Here is a 19,790-nt window from a genome sequence, read left to right as displayed (position 1 = left end):
TTAAAATTCCTTATATTACAATATCCCACACAATTAGTCCATATAGACTGTAATAAGGTGAAAATTCATTTCAAAAAAACTTTTATTAAAAAGCGGCTCACAAATTGTAAGCCGCTTTTCTCTATTCTTTAATATTCACCCCATACTCCTTAAACCACACGTGAATTTGCGCTAAATGTGCCAATAGTTGCGGTCCCGTCATCAACTGGCCAAACCATGGTGTTTGAAATGCACTACCTCCTGATTGAATTAATCCTTGCAGTTGTTCTTTATCAAATAACTCATGTAAAATAGAATTTCTATCTGTTAGTAAATCCTCCAACCACATAGTTACTGCTTTTGTATAATACGGGTTATGTGTTTTCGGATACGGACTTTTCTTTCGATATAATATGTCGTTTGGTAAGACTCCCTCTAACGCTTTACGCAATAGACCTTTTTCACGGTTTTTATACATTTTCATTTCCCAAGGAATATTCCACGCATATTCGACAAGACGGTGATCTGCAAATGGAACACGTACTTCTAGGCTCGCTCCCATACTCATCCGATCTTTTCTGTCTAATAATGTTGTCATAAACCAAACCATATTCAGATAAAATAATTGTCGTCTTTTTGCTTCAATTGCACTTTCTCCTTCTAAAATTGGTACTTCCTGTATAGACTCTTCATAGCGCTGCTGTACATATTCCCCTAGTTTCAACTTATTACGCCATTCTTTCTTCAGAAGTTGTTCACGTGCCTCTGTCGAACGCATCCACGGAAATGCACTTGATTGCAAATCATCCTCTCGATAAAACCACGGATAACCGCCAAAGATTTCATCAGCACATTCGCCTGACAAACCAACGACGAAATCTTGTTTAATTTCTCGGCAAAACCATAATAATGAAGAGTCGATATCAGCCATACCAGGTAAATCGCGAACGAGTACCGCTTCTGTTAAATATTCTGCTAACTGTTCATTGGAAATTATACAACGGTGATGAATCGTACCAAATGTTTCTGTCATCAAATCAATAAACGGTGCATCTGAGTTTGGTTGAAATGCATTTGCTTTAAAATATTTTTCATTATCTTCGTAATCAATCGAATACGTGTGTAGCTTCCCTTTTCCTTCTCTTTCATATGCTTTTGCTGCAAATGCGGTAATCGCGCTTGAATCTACCCCGCCCGACAAAAATGTACATAACGGTACATCTGAAACCAATTGTCTTGTAATTGCATCCTTAAGCAAAAAACGCACTTGTTCTACTGTTTCTTCAAATGAGTGTTCATGTTTTTTACTCTCAACATTCCAATAGCGCCATATGCATAATCCATCTTTTGAAAATGTAAGAGCATGCCCCGGGCGAAGTTCTTGAATCCCCGCATAAATGCCATGCCCAGGCGTTCGAGATGGGCCTAACCCAAATACTTCTGATAGCCCTTCTGTCGTTACTTCCGTCTTTACACCAGGGTGGGCTAAAATAGCTTTTAACTCTGAAGCAAACAATAATCTTCCATTATCATATTTATAAAATAATGGTTTTACACCTAAGCGATCCCGCGCAATAAACACTCGCTCTTTTTTCTCATCCCAAACCGCAAAAGCATATATCCCATTTAAATGATAGACACATTCTTCTTTCCATTCAATATAAGACGCTAACAGTACTTCCGTATCCGAATGTCCTTTAAATGTATAACCTCTTTGCAGTAATTCTTTACGAATATCTTCTGTATTATAGAGTTCCCCATTATAACAAATGGTGTAGTTCTCTTCCTCTTTCATACATGTACATGTCATTGGCTGTTTCCCGCCTTCAGGATCAACTACAATTAAGCGTTTATGCCCGAAAGCAACGTGTCTTTTCACCCAAACATTTGTATCATCTGGCCCCCTCTTTGCAAGCGTTTCTGCCATCTTCGTAACCGTTTCTCTTTCATTTTCTAACGACCGTTTATAATCAATCCATCCTGTAATCCCGCACATACAAATCATCCTTCCTATCCTATATCCGTATAACTTTACTCCGCTCAAAACCCAAATAGAACCAAAAAGGCTGAGCTGAAACAACTACGCGTAAAATCCTAATTGGTGAGCGCAAACGATCCAGACAGTCTTTCTCCGTCGGGATAAAAAATTCACTGTATGAAACATGTGCTTATTCTATGCCCAACTTTCTTTAGGTGTTCCATAGTTATAAAGAACGACTGAACTGTCCATAACAATAATAACCACTTTGATAAAAGGAGAGGTCACGAATGAAACAACGTAAACATATTTTGTATAATCAACCACGTGCTCATACAATTGGGAATGTGGAATATATAAACAGTGAATGGGTATTCTTTGACGATGAAAATGATGAAGCATTTTTATTAGAGGATATCATTGAAGACGGATTTGAAGTTTTATATAACAATAATTGGCTACCGGCAAGATTCTACGAACAAAATATATTACAAATTGCCGATGAACATCATCCACTTCAAAATGGTGAGATAATACGAATTCGTAAAAAATTGCTACTCAGTTATCATGAATGGTTAGAAGAACTACCTGATTCCGCTTTTGCATTCTTTGCGGAAACATTGCAGTCATTTAATTATTCTTTATATGATTGTATCTATTGTCATAATTTCTTATCGTTTCAGCCGAAAGACGGGCCTTGTGAAGGCGTAAACCTTCTATTATTTGATAACGAAGAAATGATTTGCTCATTGCATCATCATTATGTTCGTTTTTCTACTTGTAATAAAAATATATTTAAGTTTATAAAAGCAAATGGCGAAGAATTACATGTAGAATCTATGTAAATACAAATAGAAAAGCCACCTTATTTTTACTAAAAAAATAAGGTGGCTTTTCTTTACTAAAATAGGTCAAATCCCATCGGTAAACGTAATCCAAGATATAATACAATAACAAGCGCAATAATGAATTGACCCCAAAACGCCCCTGCTGGTTTATTCTTGCTCGTTTTTACAAGAACCATTTCCATTGCAGCAATAACCCAAACACCAACTAACATTTTTAGGCCATACCACATGTGAATGTTTCCTGTCGCAGTTTTCATAATGCTTTGATACAATAAGAAACCTGTTACAATAATGATAATATACACAAGACGAAGTCCCATATGTACGCCTTTACCTTTTCTTCCTGCCGTATACATGGAATACGCCACAAAGAATAAAATAAGCCCTAGTGCCCACGCTGTAATATGCATGTGTGTTGTCATGTTATCCCCCTCCTCTTTTCACACTTTTTCACTTTATATGATACCATGTCTATTTCTTTTCAGGAAATGTTTCGCTTTTTCCAATTTAAATGATATAATATTTAGAGTATTTATAAACTTCTTGTAATAACAAAAGGGGGAACAATCATGATTCAAACAAAAGATATTATCGAACTAACAGACACATACGGTGCAAATAACTATCATCCACTTCCAATCGTTATTTCTAAAGCAGAAGGTGTTTGGGTAGAAGACCCTGAAGGAAATCGCTATATGGACTTACTTAGTGCATATTCTGCGGTAAACCAAGGACATCGCCATCCAAAAATTATTAATGCGTTAATCGATCAAGCAAACCGTGTTACGTTAACTTCTCGTGCTTTCCATAGCGATCAATTAGGTCCTTGGTACGAAAAAGTTGCGAAATTAACACATAAAAATATGGTACTCCCAATGAATACAGGTGCGGAAGCTGTTGAGACTGCAATCAAAACAGCTCGTCGCTGGGCATATGACGTGAAAAAGGTAGAAGAAAATAGAGCTGAAATTATCGTTTGTGAAGATAACTTCCATGGTCGTACAATGGGTGCTGTTTCTATGTCATCCAACGAAGAATACAAACGTGGATTCGGACCAATGCTTCCTGGTATTGTTGTGATTCCTTACGGTGATTTAGAAGCATTAAAAGCAGCGATTACACCAAATACAGCTGCATTTATTTTAGAGCCAATTCAAGGAGAAGCAGGTATTAACATTCCACCAGCTGGATTCTTAGAAGAAGCTTACAATGTATGTAAAAAAGAAAACGTTTTATTTGTAGCTGATGAAATCCAAACTGGTTTAGGTCGTACAGGTAAATTATTTGCATGTGATTGGGATAACGTAATTCCTGACATGTACATACTTGGTAAAGCACTTGGCGGCGGTGTATTCCCAATCTCTTGCGTTGCTGCAAACAGCGACATTTTAGGCGTATTCGAGCCAGGTTCTCACGGTTCTACGTTCGGTGGTAATCCACTTGCATGTGCTGTTTCTATCGCATCTCTTGACGTATTACTAGATGAGAAACTAACAGAGCGTTCTCTTCAATTAGGTGAAAAATTAGTAGGACAATTAAAAGAAATTGATAATCCAATGATCACAGAAATTCGAGGCAGAGGATTATTTATCGGAATCGAATTGAACGAGCCTGCTCGTCCATATTGCGAAAAGTTAAAAGCAGCTGGCCTTTTATGTAAAGAAACACATGAAAATGTAATCCGTATTGCACCACCTCTTGTAATCTCTGAAGAAGATTTAGAGTGGGCATTCCAAAAAATTAAAGCGGTATTATCTTAATCAAAACAAGCTGCCTTTTACGAGGCAGCTTGTTTTATGAAACAATCATTCTTGAGAAAAGTAATATCCCAACGATAACTGGAAATAGAAGCAACATACCTGCTATACAGGAGACAATCACATGTTTTAATTTCCACCAATCACTTCTTATCCCTTTCCGAAACCAAAACAATGAAAACGGTATAATGAATATTACTGCCGTTACCAATCCTGGAACATATCTTTCTGCCAAGATTGTTCCGCCAATGTGAAACAATCCATTCATAAATATCATTGCTTGTATAACGAGCAATGTATAAAGCGTAAATTTCTTTCTAACTATCAAATGAGCATATGCACATAAAAAAACAATACTTGTTAGTAAACATACTGCTATCAAAAAATGTTGTTTCTGCATCATATTTTCTTCCATATGAATCGGTTGGACATATTTCATTTCCGGGAAAAAATAATATTCCTCAGCATTATGAAATGCAAATAATATAGGGATGAGCCAAATGGATAAACGGTTATTTAACTTCGTTTTGAAGTGTTCCAATATGTTGTACTGTAACCGTTACTTCATCACCAGCATGTAAAAACTTGGGTGGTGTAAATCCCTTCCCAACTCCCGCTGGTGTTCCAGTCGCGATTATGTCCCCAGGCTCTAACGTCATCCCTTTACTTACAATAGAAATAATATCTTCTATTGTAAATATCATATTTACTGTATTTGAAATTTGGCGAAATTCCCCGTTCACTTTTGTCTCAATGTTTAATTTGTTTGGATTTTCAATTGCATCCTTATGAACTAGATACGGCCCCATTGGGCAAAATGTATCAAAACTTTTCCCTAAGAAAAATTGTTTATGTTTTCTTTGAATGTCTCGAGCAGTTACATCATTTACAATTGTATAACCAAAAACATGTTCAAGCGCCTTCTCTTTTGCGATTTGCTTTCCACGTTTTCCAATTACAATTGCTAGTTCCCCTTCATAATCTAGTTCATTCGTTGCATGCGGATGACTGTGGATCTTCTCTTCATTCCCAATAACCGTCGTCGGTGCCTTGGTAAAAATCATAATATCCTTTGGAACAGATTCCTCTCCGCCCATTTCTATCGCATGATCACGATAATTTTTTCCGACGCAAAGAATATTTTTTCTCGGCCTTGGAATAGGTGCCAATAGCTTCACATCTTGTAGAGGGTAATACGCCGTTGTTTCATTCTCCTTTGCCCAGTTTACAATTTCTTTTACTTTTTCAATAAAAGCATTTCCCTTTTCGATACACTCTAACATTGTAATAGGAATTGTAATTTTTTCGCCTTTTTGCCGTTGCACTTCTCGAATATGCAGCACTGTTTCTTCATGCTCATCCACAATACCAACAAATACCTTCTCTTCTTTCTTCACTGTAACAAACCGCATTATTTCCACTCTCCATCCTAAAACTCATACAATGTAATTGTATTCGCATTCCTTTAAAAAAAACCTGCCAATACATTTTAATTTTTACAAAACTCCCTACTCTTCACACCGCTCAATGCTATTTTGGAATAAAATGTAGAATTTTTACCTTTTTTATCGAAGTTGTTTCTTTTTTATGGAATTTTTGTATAATATGTACTACATATATAGTCAAAATTTATAAAGAGATGGAGCCGATTCTATGTTTGAGCAAGCGATTGAAAAAAAACGTGAAAAAATGATATACTTTGCTGAACGCTACGGAATAACTTCTCAAAAAACAGTGGATTGTAGCCAAGAACTGGACAGGCTCTTAAATGTTGTTTGGCTGATGAAAGTAGATTTCGTCCAAACGCATACTATAGACAGACACACACAATAAAGTGTGTGTCTTTTGTTTGAAAAAAGACACATTTTAATGAAAACGCCCATACAATAATAGAAAAGAATATTTATCCTGCCTTAAGGGGCAGTAAAACCTCCACCGATTAAAGTTTCACTTTATCGTTTCTTTAACAGCAAGAAAAATATTATCTATGAAAGGTGTTTGCTATGCCAGCAATGGTTGGACATATTCATATCGTTAACATTGGATCGAGTGGTATTTTTCACATTGGAGATGTATTTGCAATCAGGCCGATTAGTTACTCTCGCGCTTTTGCAGGAGCTGGTTCTTTTAATGTAGGAGAAAGTATCTCTGTATACAATTATCAAAATACAACAACCGTCAATGATACTGACGTGATTGATCAAGCTATAATCGGATCCAACTAAAGGAGGCGATTCGTAAGTGAACTTTTATGTACAACAAAGTATTATTATTAACAAAATAAGAATTGATAGTATTACAACATCATCCGTTTTTCAAATTGGAAGTTCCGGTAGCATTAAAGCATTATCTAAATTTTCTAATACCGGCGGATTTACAGCGCCACTTCGTCCCTTGAAATCAAAAGGACAAATTCTTTCTATTAAACCATGATGGGTTCTTCTTAGGCTCTTTATGTCATAAACATATAGAGCAAGCATACACACCCCTCCCTATTGAAAAGGAGGTTTCATACAGTGAATCAAGATATATACATTTACCTACAACAATTTCAACAAGTTCTTCAAAAACAACAAGAAACAATCCATGCATTAGAAGAGCAAGTACGTAGACTAACAGAAGAACTTGATGAACTAAAAAGCCGGCCCTCCTCTTCTATAGGAAAAGTAGAATATAAATTCGATCAATTAAAAGTAGAAAACTTAAATGGTACGTTAAATATCGGCTTAAATCCATTCTCAACCAAAGGACAACAAATTGAAGATTTTGAGGTAGATACAGAAACATTAAAAGTAAATCCAGAGACACAAACAAACCCTGATTTTTATCAAGGCATTATTCAAGAGATGCATCGCTATTTAGACGAAGAAGCATATAGCAGAATCCTTCATTTTGAACAAGAACAGCGGACGCCGCTCGATGATATGTATCGACAAATGATGATTGATGATATAAAAAAGCAAATGGAACATCGTCTTCCTTATTATTTATCACAAGTACAGCCGTATGAGGACATTACATCAAACCCCGAGTATATGAAAGACGTAATTATTCAGGCTATGAAGCAAGATATCGATAAAGCGTTCCTTTCCTTTATTCAGCACATACCGAATAATTTTCGAAAGGAGTAAATTCATATGAATTTTACCGTTGTCAATCGTGAAATAAAAGTTGGGCAGGTTAAAACGAATGGGGTATCTTCAGCTGCACTTTTTTTAATCGGTGATGCGAATCTCCTAATTCTCTCTTCTATTCTCGATACACCTTTCGAGTCAGTGACTGAAGGTCCATTTGTACCTCTCGTAACTGCCGTGCCTTCTACTCCAGGTTAAGGAGGGGGCTTCATGCTTCGACACATTTCAATTGTTCATCAACCCAAAGTTATTTCTATGGGGAATGCTGGTGTTTTTCAAGTTGGTGATGCGAACCAGATGGAATTAAAAACCCGAGCTCTTATCGTACACCGTGAAATTCCTTACTATTTAAAAAGCGAAGGAAGATTCGAGGATTTTAAAATCTTTACAGATGAGTACATTACAATTCCCAAAAGATCGACAGATGTCAAAATGAATATTATAAATGAATGCCCCTTTATTGAAGTAAATGCTGTTACGATTCGTACTTTATTAAATTCTGGCTGCTTTCAAATCGGTTCAGTTGATTATGTATTTAGTAATTCACGTATTCACCAAATGCGCCAATATATTTCAGATGAACATTTCAACAAATAAATCATATAGTGATGTTAAAGAAGACTGCTGAAGTAGGTGAATAACATGCCCTCTGTCGTTGGGAACCTCGTTGTTCAAAATAGTAATGGCTCTTTTAACTTAGGTGATTTCTATAACGTATCTCCAAAAGAAAATACAAAGGCATATAACGGGTCAGGAGCATCAAATGTTGGTTTTGTAGTCAATACATTTAACGGTGTCAGTGCAACGAATACATTTGATTCAGATGTTGCGGATCAAGATCAAATTGGAACAGCTTAAAAAAAGTAGGAGAAAAGTCTCCTACTTTTTTCGTTCTATTGCTTTTCATGTTCTCACTTCAATAAGTGTAATCATTCTTATTGTTTAGTCTTTGAATGATAATCCATGTTCCTTCAAAGCAGTTCTAAGCTTAGGTAAAGATGCTGGTCCCATACCGTGCAGTTGTAAAATCTCTTTCTCACTATATTTTGAGAGCCGCTGCAAAGAAGTTATTTCCTTGTGTTGGAGCGCTCTTCTCGCTGGTGCCGAGAGAAGTGAAAGAAATCCACTTTCTGGTTTTCGTTCCTTCTCACAGATTGGGCAAGAAGGACAGTCGCTACTTTTATAGTATTGATGTCCACTGTCACAAGTCCTTAAACTTTTTTTGGATGCTACCATTTTACATAGCTCCTTTCTAAAGTTACATCTTTCCTCTTTTCACATTTATACTTTGCTGTATATTTCACTCACTTTTTTAATCAACATGTACTATGTGATTCCCATCAAAGAAGTATAAATATTTCCCCTTCACAGGATGATGTAAGCTTTTCTCTAGCGCTTTCGCATATAGATTAATTTGCACTTTATAACGGTCTTCTAAAATAGGTCGCGCTTGATCGTATCCACCCGGAAAACGCCCTTCAATTGTATCTGTTTTAAAATCAATTAATACAATCCCATCTTCCTCTTCTATCATACAATCAATAACCCCTTGGACAAGTATAGATTCTTTGCTCTGACCTTCCCACTCTTGATATGCCTCTTTTGCTGAAAGCATCATCGTAAAGGGCACTTCACGCTCTACACTCTTCGCAGCTAACACACGTTTACCAAGATCCGTATCAAAAAATGCTACAATTCGATCAATCGCAATTTCTTCTGCTTGCTCAAATGTTAGTAATTCTTTATTTACCATTTCCGCAATTTGTTCTTTGATTGTTTCTGGTGTAATCGTTTTTTGTAAATTAACATGCTGCATGACGGCGTGGACAGCTGTCCCTCGTTCAGCGTAGGTCAACCCCTTTTTCTCCATAAAACGAGGTCGCGTTTTTATAGGAGCACGAAGTTTTTTAATAAAAGCATGATCACTTCCATCTTCTGACTGATAATTCCGCTTTATTTCCGTAACAGATTGCTTCGCCCGGTGCATTGTTGCACCTTCATGCGCATATTCCCATGTTAAACGAGCATACACTTCTTCTTTTCGTTCACTTTCTAGCGGAACAGTTTTTTTCTCACGAAGTGCTTCTAACAATTCTTGCTTCTCTTCTTGTACTGGTTCAGGTGCAAGTAAAGTGCTACCATCAACGATTTCCACTTTCCAGCTCGCATCGTATTCATAAATTTCATTTGGTATATTTCCTTGTCCAAGTTCAAGAAGCATTTCACTATCACGATGTCTATATAGTGACGGCGCAATCCAATCTAAGTAACAAGATGCACCCGCACGAAGATAATCTGGTAATAACCAATCTGTATGCTCTCTTGCATCAAGCCACTTTTCCATTTCTTTTGCTTTATCTTTCACTGTACCAATTAAAATTAACTTCTCTTTCGCACGCGTTAAAGCAACATATAATACGCGCATCTCTTCCGCAATAAGTTCCATCTTCATTTTACGTTTAATGGCCAATTGCGATAGCGTCGTATATTTAATTCGCTTACGAGGATCAATAAACTGTGATCCAAAACCGAAATCCTTGTGTAATAAGAATCGTTTCATTAAATCTTGTGTATTAAAACGGCGTCCAAGTCCCGCTACAAATACAACCGGGAACTCTAACCCCTTACTTTTATGAATCGTCATAATTCGCACAACATCTTCTTGCTCGCCAAGCGCTCTCGCTGTTCCCATATCATCTCCGCGCTCTAAAATCCGCTCAATAAAGCGAAGGAAACGGAATAACCCGCGGAAAGATGTTGCTTCATACTGCCTTGCCCGGTCGTATAATACGCGTAAGTTAGCCTGGCGCTGTTTTCCTGCTGGAAGACCACCAACAAAGTCATAATAACCTGTCTCACGATATACTTTCCAAATCAAATCAGAAAGTGATTGCTGGCGTGCAAATTCACGCCATCCTTGCAGAAGGTTATAGAACCATTGTAGTTTTCCGTGTAATTCCGCCTCTTCCTCAAGCGGCGCTCCTTGTAAGAAGGAACGCATCACTTCATAAAACGAACCTTTCTTTTCATGAGCACGAAGCATCGCAAGCTCCTCATCATGTAATCCAACAATTGGGGAACGTAGTACAGCGGCAAGCGGAATGTCTTGCATCGGATTATCGATTACGCGAAATACATTCATCATAACGGTCACTTCTGTTGCTTCAAAATAACCCGTTGCAAGCTCAGCGTAAACAGGAATACCTTGCAACTTTAATTCTTCCATAATTTGAGGAGCCCACGGCATCGAGCGAAGTAAAATAACAAAGTCACGATATTTCACCGGGCGCATGCTATCTGTTTTACGATCGTATACTTCATAACCGGAATCCACCATCGCTTTAATTCTCCCGGCCATTAAACGCGCTTCCAGCTGTGCTTTTTCTACTTCAACACCGTCTTCTCCCTCTGCCGATTCTTCACCCTCAGACTGATGAATACATAATAGCTCAGCCGCTACATCTTCCCCTTCTGGATAACTTGCACCTAACTTTAGTTCAGCATCGGCGTCATACTCAATTTCCCCGACCGTTTCGCCCATAATTTGTTTAAAAATAAAGTTCGTACCGGCTAACACTTCGTGACGACTACGGAAGTTTTTCGCTAAATCAATCTTCATACCGCCGTCTATTCCTTCAGCCGTAAAACGTTTATATTTCCCTAGGAAAAGGCCCGGTTCTGCTAGTCGGAATCGATAAATCGATTGTTTTACGTCGCCAACCATAAACAGATTACCTTCTTGCTCAGAGTCTTTCGTTACAAACTTAATAATCGACTCCTGGACAAAGTTTGTATCTTGATATTCGTCGACAAGTACTTCAGTAAATTTATTGCGATATTGAAGCGCAACCGGTGACGGACGAAGCTCACCATTTTCTGTACGTTCACTTAAAATTTGTAAGCAAAAATGCTCTAAATCTGTGAAATCAACCATTCCTTTATCACGCTTGATCGCTTGGAATCGCTCCGTAAATACTTTTACAATCTGAACAAGCTTTTCTAGTACAGGATGCATTTCCTTAAAATCACGTAAAAAACTTTCTGGTTTTCGGCTAAACAACTCTTCATGTAACTTCTTCACTTCATCTTTTGCTTTATTTCGAAGTGAATCTACTTGTTTTACAATCTCTTCATTGTAGTCACTCTTCTTAATACGCTTTAGCGTTTGCCACGAAACATTTTGCATCGCTTCATAGACACTTGTCCAAGACTGATGCGCTGCACTAGATAACGTTCCGAGTAACACCAAATCTGCTTGTAATGTCTCCATGCGGGGTGCTGGCCCATCTGGAAGCATAGTAAGTTCAATTGCTTTTTGAACATGCTTTTCGGCAGTTTCTAGCTGAAACTTCACATCTTCTAATAAGTAAGAAGCATACGTTAAATCCTCAATTGATTTTCCTTCCACATCATATGCTTCCACTAGCTTATCAAGCCATTTCTCTGGATCTGGATGTGCTCTTGATTCTGTATGAAGCGCTAAAATCATGCGCTGCAAGTCATCATCACTTCGGTCACTCGTATAGCGATCAACAAGCTCAAAGAAAATATTATTTCCCTCTGTGCCATATTCCTCTTCTAATATGTCATCTAATACTTCTTCTTTTAATAATTCATTTTCTGTCTGGTTTGCAATGCGAAAACGCGGATCAACGTCGAGCATATAGTAGTACGTTCGAATAACTTGTAAACAGAACGAGTGAATCGTTGAAATCGATGCTTTATTCAATAAGCTGAGCTGCTTACGAATATGCCCTGACCCTGGATCATCAATTAATACTTTTTCTAACGCTTCGCCAATTCTGTTCTTCATCTCTTGCGCTGCTGCATTTGTAAATGTTACGACAAGCAGACGATCTACATCAACTGGATTCTCAGCATTAATAATTTTGCGAATCATTCTTTCTACAAGTACAGCTGTCTTTCCTGACCCAGCTGCCGCCGCGACTAAAATATCACGGCCATCTCTGACAACTGCCTTCCATTGATCATCTGTCCATTGACTACCTTCAGGTTTCTGTGGCCAATTCTCTATCATTCGCCAACCTCCTCTCTCATTTTCTCCATCGCTTCACTATCTTTCATATCTTTTAACGTACGGAACTCGTTATCTTCAAGTGATTCATCAAACTGACAAACAGAGCGGAAATTACAGAACGTACAAGCAGCCTTATTCCCCATTTTATACGGTGCAATATCAATCACACCTTCTGTAATGTCTTTCCCGATGTTTTCAAATGTATGATGCACATATTGCTGTAAAGTTGTAAATTCTTGTTCACTTGCAATGCTAGAACGCGCGCTAAAACTACCATCTTTTTTCAGACCAGCAGAAATAATGTCTGAACTTCCCGTACTTAACTTATTGTCCATCAATCGAACAACATCCGCATCTCCTAACACGAGACCTTTCATTTTAAATTTCTTTAAAATTTCTTTTTCAATTTCTTCTTCCGAAGCATCGCCTTTCATTTCCACAATCGGGTTATGAATATGGAAATATAGAACACCAGCAGGTGATGCCGCCTGTCCCTTTTTCATCCACGTATTTGCATTTGAAATGACAACGTCTAAATACGTTAACATTTGAAGTGCTAAACCATAATATACTTCTGTTAAATCTAACGCTTTCGTGCTTGATTTATAATCAATAATCCGCAGGAACGTACCGTTTTCATCTTCCGCTTTATCTACGCGGTCAATCCGGCCAACAACTTCCATTTTCACACCGTTTGCGAGTGTAAACTCCATCGGCGGAAGTGAACCTGTCCCGCCCATACCGAATGGAACCTCTAAGTCAACTGGCACGAATCCACTAGACTTCGCATGTTCACGAAGGATAAGTGACGTACGGAAAATAATTTGCTGCAGTTTTTGTTTTAAATAATGATTCCGATTTGAACTTAATAAAATTTGCCTTTGCAGAAGCGGTGCGATTTCTTCAATTACTGCCGCAGACAAATGCTCACACTCTTTAATCGATAAATCAGCCCAAGTGCGATTTTCCCTAAGTAACTTATCTGCAATTTTCTTTAGTGCCGCATGGAATAATTCACCGATATCCGGTGCATCTAATTTGAAAATATCACGCTCTCTTAGTGATAATCCATGCTGTGCAAAATGAGCATACGCGCAGCGATTAAATAGTTCCATACGAGAGACGCTTCCTTTAATTGTATCTCCGTATAGATTTCTACTTACAACTGGGCTGAGTTTCTGTGCACGGTTTCGATAAAATAAACTAGATAATACCCGACTACTTTTTTGCTCCCACTCGGGCGATGTAACATAGAAGTTATATACATCCCACCAAAAATCAAGATTTCCTTCAAAACCGTATCGTTTCCAGTTTTGTAATTGTTGCGTTACATATGACAAGGTAACTTCTGGCGTTGCTACATACGAAATTTGCGCCTGACGAGACAAGTCATTCACATCATTCGTTACAAATACTTCTTTAATAGAAGGGAACATTCTTTTCACTTTCTTAATAAAGCTAGATGAAAGTAACGTTTTTCCTTCTTCATCCGCGAGTGGACAAGAAATGTATAGCTTCTCAGAAGCACGAGTTACGGTTTGATAAATCACAAATTGCTCTTCTAATAAAGTCTGCCTTGTTGTCGGCGCTAATTCTACACCAGCTGTGGTGAGAAGCTCTCTTTCTTCATCTGATAACATGCCTTCATCTGAAGGGGCTGCTGGAATGATTCCTTCATTCGCACCAATTACAAAAGTTGCACGAACATTCGATAACCTTGATCGATCAATATTTGCAATAAGCACTTGGTCTAAAGAAGGCGGGATATTTGCAAATTGAAGTGCCTCAAGCCCAGTTGTCATTACATCGATAAACATCGAAAGAGACATCTTTTCTTCACCAAGCATCTCTACAAATGTATCAAGAAGGTTCATGACTTCTTCCCAAACTTGATCATGGTCACTTGCAAATAAGAAATTCCCCTCTGCCTCAGCACGCATACGCAAATCTTCTAGTTTTTTAGGAACATCTAATTCTTCTAAAAACAAATATACCGCTTCACACATCTGTACAATTGAACCGGAACGTTTTAAGCGTTTCTGCAAACGAATAATCGGTGTTCGTACCACATCACGAAGGCGGTTTATTTTCTCTTCCATTTCACGTTCACTATCTGTTTGCGCTCCAAATGCCCCATCTAACGAACGATAACGGCGATATGTCCACGGTTCATCTGCCGTCCATCTCTTTCCTTGTACGCCATATGCTAAACAGTAATTTTCAAACGCGTCCATTTCTTCACGCATTGATTCTTTTCTTACATCTAACGGATATAACAGTTCCGTTTTTATACAGCGGAATATCGCATCATAACGCCAATTTCCGCTAATAATTTCTAGCGCAGAACGAATACATTCAATTAATGGATGATGTGACATCGGGCGCTTCTCATCGATAAAATGCGGAATATCATAATCCGTAAACAATGTTTTCATTACATCATAATAGCTTTCTCCGTTACGAAGAAGAACCGCAATATCTCTGTAGCGATACTCCTCTTCCGCAACAAGTCTGCGAACTTCTCTAGCTACACCTTCAACTTCTGCTCGCAAGTTTGCCGCTGTATATAATGTAATATCTGGTTCACCTTGAAACTTCTTAGCAGGACGAGATTCAAACTCAGCTTCTAAATGTGCTAGTGCTGGTGAGCGAAAACGCGGCTGTTCTCTCAGCGAAATCGTATTTTCAATTGCAATTTTCTCCTCACGTGCTAACTGTTTCACTTTTTCATACGTAAGCACGGTTTGATAAAACAAATCTAATTCACTTACTGGCTGTGCTAACGTTTTTTCATCTACTGTTAACGTAACTGTAATTCTTGCTCCGCAAAGCATAAGCCTTCTAATAATTTCTAATTCCCCAGGTGAAAAGGAATGGAACCCATCTATATAAATTTCTGCACCTTTTACATAGTCCGAACCAGGAAGCTTTTCTACAAGTAACTGTAAATAATCTTCTGAATCTAAATATTTACCAATTAAAGCCCGTTCAAAATCATCATATAAAAGCTGAAGATCGTACATTTTATTTGCTAATAATTTTTGTTCATCACCAATTGAATGAGTATCTAATTGTTGCCACATCTCATATACATTCGATGGCGTTACATTATAGCGTTTAAACTCGGAAATCATACTACCTAAGTGCTCAAAAAAGCCATTTTGCTCTGCTGCTTTTTGAAACACATATAATCCTTCCTTACGCGATTCTACAATTTTGCGCAGTAGCATATGTACGCCTGCCTCATCAATATGAAGACGGCTTGCGCCACCAACTTCTTGCAGAACCTTCCATGCTAACCTTGAAAAACTAAACACTTGCGCCCTGATCGAGCCGCTAACTTCTTCATTTCCTATTAATGCTTGCTGCGTTTGGAACGTCATTTGTTCCGGTACAAGATATAAAATGGTTTCGCCTCTTGGACGCTGTCTTAATTCTTCTTGTACTTCGTGTAAACAAAATGTACTTTTTCCACTTCCAGCCCGTCCAATCACAAATCGTAGCGACATGTAATCCCCACCTTCCACTGACATAACGAACGTTAGTTTGATATCATCCTTGTATTATAGCACAAAAAAAGACAAACACCCTTTGTTTGTCTTTCACATTCCTTTCTTATAAAAACTTTCCATTACCCCTTTGAAAAGTTCGTTTGTACTTCTTTAATTGGCCAATAGCGTAAATCTACTTTCCCGACCACAGTATCTGCTTTCACAAAGCCAAAATGTCTACTATCCCAGCTGCCGAGACGATTATCACCAATTACAAAAATATGTCCCTTTGGAACGACCTTTTCTCTCGTTAATTCTTCTAATTTAAAGTCACCCGTCAGCTGTCTTCCTTCCGCTTGCCTCTTATATGTTTCCAAATAAGGCTCATCAATAAATTGACCGTTTATATACAATTTGTCATGCTTATACTCGATGTGATCTCCTGGTAAACCGATAATTCGCTTTACATAGTCTTCTTTTTTATTCGCATGAAACACGACAACATCAAATCGGTTTAAATCCCCAACTTGATAGCTAACCTTATTCACAACAAGCATGTTCCCATCTTGAAGTGTCGGCATCATTGACTTCCCCTCTACAACATACGTGGAAAAGAAAAACGTTCGAAAAAAAACTGCCAATAGCACACCTATAAAGATTGTTCTCATCCATTCTAGGCCTTCTTTTTTCAAAGCACGCTTCATCTGCCTCTCCCCTCACCCTTCTCTATAATAGAGCCTTACTCACAGCGAAGACTAGTCTCAATGTAGTTCAAGTTTTACTTCAATTTTCTTACCGACATACCATAAAGTAAAAATGACACCTATGACAATAATTGTTTTTACAGGCTTATGGATAAAAGAAGTTAAATCAGATCCGATATAACTTAAAATAAAAATCATAACTAATTTTCCAAGCGCTAGCGCTAACACAAACTGTCTTATACTAATGCGGGATAAACCGGCCACAACATTAATCAGTGCAGACGGCGTAAAAGGAAAACAAAATAAGATAAAAATAGGTGCAAATCCTTTCCTTTCAATCCATCCCATCGCTTTGCGTACTTTCGGATGTTTATTCACAAACGAGAAGAATCGACTCCTTCCAAAACGTCGAATAACCGAAAATACAATTAATGCACCAAGAACCGACCCAATCCATGAATACAAAAAACCAAACCATAACCCGAAGGCAACTGCATTCGCCATCACAAACACAATAAGTGGCAATGCCGGGATCAGTGCCTCCACCATCGGCAGGCCAATACCAAGGAGCGGCCCAAATGCCCGATAACTTTCTACAAGTTGATTCATATTTTCCGCAGAAAAATACTCTTTGATTGTTTGAAAATCCATTCTACAAATTACCCCTTTACTATATTCCTACCTCTACTTTATCATCGCTTATTGTAAAGAGGAAATGGTAGATACGACATATGGAGATGTATTTATTAAAGTTCCATAGTTTTATGTAAAAATCCTTCATTATTATTGTATGATAATCTATCAATATTTGACAGGATACTACATATTGAGAAATAAAAAAGGATGGTTGTCCCATCCTTTCTGCTTATCAGTCATTATTCATTTATGTCCTCTTCTTTCACAAGATACGCTTGTTCATATGCAGGCTTTAATTTAGATTCATCTTCTTTATCCACTTGCTTAAAATGAAGCTTTCCTTGTTTATTTTTACGATCCTCGTACTCTGTTCGCAGCTTTGCAGTGCGATTTTGCTGATTCTCAAAACTGCTCCTTGACATTTCTAGTTTCACTGCGAAACCGTTAATGAATCGAATAATTAAGTTACCATCTGCTAACTCTTTATTGTTTGCAATGTGAAAATGAGACAACCAGGCACATTCTTTTCTAGAATAAGAATACGTAGGAAAAAAGTAAAGCTGATCTGTTGGGCTAATTGCAATGGGTGCTTTATGCGTAATCTTTGTTAACTCTTTTGTACCGTCTTTTCTGCCTAAAAAACTAGATCCGTTCTTACGGCAACTCCGCTCTACAATATCAAGAGGCTTTTGAAACATGAAAAAAGAGTCTTCTACTTCAACCACTCGCGTTACAATACGTTTTTCACCTAAAATAATCGGAAGTAAGGCCATAGTATTCTTGTTTACGACATAACTTTCAACATAGCGTTCTGCTTGTTCCCCCATCCTACACTCTCTCCTTCATCATTATTTTACAATTTATAACAGCAGCTGCATGGATAATTGTAGCACTTAAAAAAACAAAACTGTTTACATTTTCAAATATTTTACATTTTCTTATAAAACTTTAAAGTTTCATAATATTCCTTCATATAAATATCTATATGAAATCTTCATATCTCTCTACCATAAAAGATGTATCGTTATAGAAAAATAAACTTTTTCCTTTTTGAAATATTTGTAACATAGAAAGTGTATGATTCATTCAACATACATACTTTCATAAATTATGTATTCGACATATATACTTACATTCATTTCATGCACCTTTTTTCGTATATTTCATATTGTAAACATGAAAAGGTGTGTGTAATTGTTGCTTTTAATTCATATAAAACAGCACTTATTAATCATTGAACTCCCCCACCTTCACTCCGTTTAGAGTAGGAAGGCTTCACGGTTAAAATGATAAATATTCTACCTACAAATTTCATATTAAGGAGAATCACAAATGAATATATTTTGGAATAGAGTTCATACTCCTCATTTGATATATCACCCTGGATATAGCAGCTTTCCAGTTTCCTATACCTATCATATAAAACCAATTTACTTTCAATATTCTCCACCAGCTTCTACTTCTCACCATTACCCGCTACATCCAGTTTATCCGACACATTCCACACAGCATTCATATCCAGGTAATAACGTATATAAAACTCCCTTTTTTAAACAGTTTAATCATATAGTGAAGGCACAAACGTGGGAAAGTTAAGAAATTAGAAAGCAAATTTACTACGTTTCTATGTCCCATGTCTCGGGATATGAAACAAGAAGGCTAGCAGGAAATCAACAGAATTTCTCTCACACGAAGTATTTTTTATTCATATAAAAAAGAAGAAGCTGTCTCCAAAAGGTCATTCAAAACGACCTTTTGGGACAGCTTCTTTCTTATCACATACTATAAAATTATAGTTTTACAACGTTTTTAGCTTGAGGTCCACGGTTGCCATCTTCGATTTCGAAGCTAACTTTTTCGCCTTCTTCTAAAGATTTGAAACCTTCAGTTGTGATTGCAGAGAAGTGAACGAATACGTCGTTTCCGCCTGGAACTTCGATGAAACCGAAACCTTTTTCATTGTTAAACCATTTTACTTGTCCTGTTACTGTCATAATTATTTCCTCCTAAGAAAATAGAAATTTTTTTAGTTTTCATACATAAAAAAAGAATCCACACATTATCAAATACGAAACATAAAACAGTTCTCACATACTTTTTCTCGTTCGTTTTCAGCACTTGATAATATATGGATTGCTTGATTTAGTTATTCAACTAGATTCATCATAGCATACTTAAAATAGAATGTACAATATTTTTCAGGAATATTTTTTCTAATTTTTGGT

The 19,790-nt window shown here is 37.3% G+C and carries 20 protein-coding genes; 9 read left to right on the top strand and 11 right to left on the bottom strand.

Annotation, left to right across the window (positions count from 1 at the left end; translation table 11 throughout):
• Positions 1 to 121: 121 nt before the first annotated feature.
• On the bottom strand, positions 122 to 1,975 hold the full coding sequence (gene asnB / locus QRY57_RS07410; protein WP_286017087.1) for an asparagine synthase (glutamine-hydrolyzing): 1,854 nt from the start codon (positions 1,973 to 1,975) through the stop codon (positions 122 to 124).
• 272 nt (positions 1,976 to 2,247) lie between these two features.
• Between asnB and QRY57_RS07405 the strand changes: the two genes are divergently transcribed.
• Positions 2,248 to 2,802, top strand: coding sequence for a DUF2777 domain-containing protein (locus tag QRY57_RS07405; RefSeq protein WP_026590487.1), 555 nt, complete (start codon positions 2,248 to 2,250; stop codon positions 2,800 to 2,802).
• Positions 2,803 to 2,858: 56 nt separating this feature from the next.
• Here QRY57_RS07405 and QRY57_RS07400 read toward each other — a convergent pair whose 3' ends face one another.
• Positions 2,859 to 3,227, bottom strand: a complete 369-nt coding sequence (locus tag QRY57_RS07400; RefSeq protein ID WP_026590488.1) for a YisL family protein — start codon at positions 3,225 to 3,227, stop codon at positions 2,859 to 2,861.
• A gap of 147 nt (positions 3,228 to 3,374) precedes the next feature.
• Between QRY57_RS07400 and rocD the strand changes: the two genes are divergently transcribed.
• Entirely contained in the window at positions 3,375 to 4,565 is a 1,191-nt protein-coding gene (gene rocD / locus QRY57_RS07395; RefSeq protein WP_026590489.1) for an ornithine aminotransferase, read from the top strand.
• Between the two features lie 34 nt (positions 4,566 to 4,599).
• Here the strand turns inward: rocD and QRY57_RS07390 are convergent, their stop codons facing one another.
• Both QRY57_RS07390 and QRY57_RS07385 read right to left on the bottom strand, forming a co-directional pair.
• On the bottom strand, positions 4,600 to 5,103 hold the full coding sequence (locus QRY57_RS07390; RefSeq protein ID WP_231503893.1) for an HXXEE domain-containing protein: 504 nt from the start codon (positions 5,101 to 5,103) through the stop codon (positions 4,600 to 4,602).
• Complete coding sequence (locus QRY57_RS07385; protein WP_286017086.1) at positions 5,075 to 5,974, bottom strand: fumarylacetoacetate hydrolase family protein; 900 nt, start codon at positions 5,972 to 5,974, stop codon at positions 5,075 to 5,077. The genes QRY57_RS07390 and QRY57_RS07385 overlap by 29 nt, the downstream gene beginning before the upstream one ends.
• Positions 5,975 to 6,215: 241 nt before the next feature.
• Here QRY57_RS07385 and QRY57_RS07380 point away from each other — a divergent pair, with 241 nt between their 5' ends.
• From QRY57_RS07380 to gerPF, 7 genes are all read left to right on the top strand, one after another.
• Entirely contained in the window at positions 6,216 to 6,395 is a 180-nt protein-coding gene (locus QRY57_RS07380) for an aspartyl-phosphate phosphatase Spo0E family protein (RefSeq protein WP_026590492.1), read from the top strand.
• Between the two features lie 170 nt (positions 6,396 to 6,565).
• Positions 6,566 to 6,787, top strand: a complete 222-nt coding sequence (locus QRY57_RS07375; protein WP_026590493.1) for a spore germination protein — start codon at positions 6,566 to 6,568, stop codon at positions 6,785 to 6,787.
• 16 nt (positions 6,788 to 6,803) lie between these two features.
• Positions 6,804 to 6,995, top strand: a complete 192-nt coding sequence (locus tag QRY57_RS07370; protein WP_026590494.1) for a spore germination protein GerPB — start codon at positions 6,804 to 6,806, stop codon at positions 6,993 to 6,995.
• A gap of 83 nt (positions 6,996 to 7,078) precedes the next feature.
• Positions 7,079 to 7,693, top strand: a complete 615-nt coding sequence (locus QRY57_RS07365; RefSeq protein ID WP_098303074.1) for a spore germination protein GerPC — start codon at positions 7,079 to 7,081, stop codon at positions 7,691 to 7,693.
• A 6-nt stretch (positions 7,694 to 7,699) separates the two neighbouring features.
• Positions 7,700 to 7,894 (top strand): spore gernimation protein GerPD, encoded by a 195-nt coding sequence (locus tag QRY57_RS07360; RefSeq protein ID WP_090693406.1) that lies wholly within the window; start codon positions 7,700 to 7,702, stop codon positions 7,892 to 7,894.
• Positions 7,895 to 7,906: 12 nt separating this feature from the next.
• Complete coding sequence (locus tag QRY57_RS07355) at positions 7,907 to 8,293, top strand: spore germination protein GerPE (protein WP_208017793.1); 387 nt, start codon at positions 7,907 to 7,909, stop codon at positions 8,291 to 8,293.
• Positions 8,294 to 8,338: 45 nt separating this feature from the next.
• Positions 8,339 to 8,554, top strand: a complete 216-nt coding sequence (gene gerPF, locus QRY57_RS07350; RefSeq protein WP_001141566.1) for a spore germination protein GerPF — start codon at positions 8,339 to 8,341, stop codon at positions 8,552 to 8,554.
• Positions 8,555 to 8,638: 84 nt separating this feature from the next.
• Here the strand turns inward: gerPF and QRY57_RS07345 are convergent, their stop codons facing one another.
• The 7 genes from QRY57_RS07345 to QRY57_RS07315 form a co-directional block, all read right to left on the bottom strand.
• Positions 8,639 to 8,932: an RNA polymerase alpha subunit C-terminal domain-containing protein gene (locus QRY57_RS07345; RefSeq protein WP_026590498.1), complete on the bottom strand. Its 294-nt coding sequence runs from the start codon at positions 8,930 to 8,932 to the stop codon at positions 8,639 to 8,641.
• Between the two features lie 76 nt (positions 8,933 to 9,008).
• On the bottom strand, positions 9,009 to 12,734 hold the full coding sequence (gene addA / locus QRY57_RS07340) for a helicase-exonuclease AddAB subunit AddA (protein WP_286017085.1): 3,726 nt from the start codon (positions 12,732 to 12,734) through the stop codon (positions 9,009 to 9,011).
• Positions 12,731 to 16,243: a helicase-exonuclease AddAB subunit AddB gene (addB, locus tag QRY57_RS07335; protein WP_286017084.1), complete on the bottom strand. Its 3,513-nt coding sequence runs from the start codon at positions 16,241 to 16,243 to the stop codon at positions 12,731 to 12,733. Before addB ends, addA begins: the two co-directional genes overlap by 4 nt.
• A 122-nt stretch (positions 16,244 to 16,365) precedes the next feature.
• On the bottom strand, positions 16,366 to 16,929 hold the full coding sequence (gene lepB, locus QRY57_RS07330; protein WP_026590501.1) for a signal peptidase I: 564 nt from the start codon (positions 16,927 to 16,929) through the stop codon (positions 16,366 to 16,368).
• Positions 16,930 to 16,986: 57 nt separating this feature from the next.
• Positions 16,987 to 17,580 (bottom strand): TVP38/TMEM64 family protein, encoded by a 594-nt coding sequence (locus QRY57_RS07325; RefSeq protein WP_026590502.1) that lies wholly within the window; start codon positions 17,578 to 17,580, stop codon positions 16,987 to 16,989.
• Between the two features lie 224 nt (positions 17,581 to 17,804).
• Complete coding sequence (locus tag QRY57_RS07320) at positions 17,805 to 18,392, bottom strand: competence protein ComK (protein ID WP_090693418.1); 588 nt, start codon at positions 18,390 to 18,392, stop codon at positions 17,805 to 17,807.
• Between the two features lie 963 nt (positions 18,393 to 19,355).
• Positions 19,356 to 19,559 carry a cold-shock protein gene (locus tag QRY57_RS07315; protein ID WP_003195857.1) on the bottom strand — a complete coding sequence of 68 codons (204 nt, stop codon included), beginning with the start codon at positions 19,557 to 19,559 and terminating at the stop codon, positions 19,356 to 19,358.
• Between the last annotated feature and the right edge of the window lie 231 nt (positions 19,560 to 19,790).

This window comes from Bacillus arachidis (genome assembly GCF_030285945.1).
Taxonomy (GTDB): Bacteria; Bacillota; Bacilli; order Bacillales; family Bacillaceae_G; genus Bacillus_A; species Bacillus_A arachidis.
This window is presented reverse-complemented; position numbering and strand designations above follow the sequence as displayed.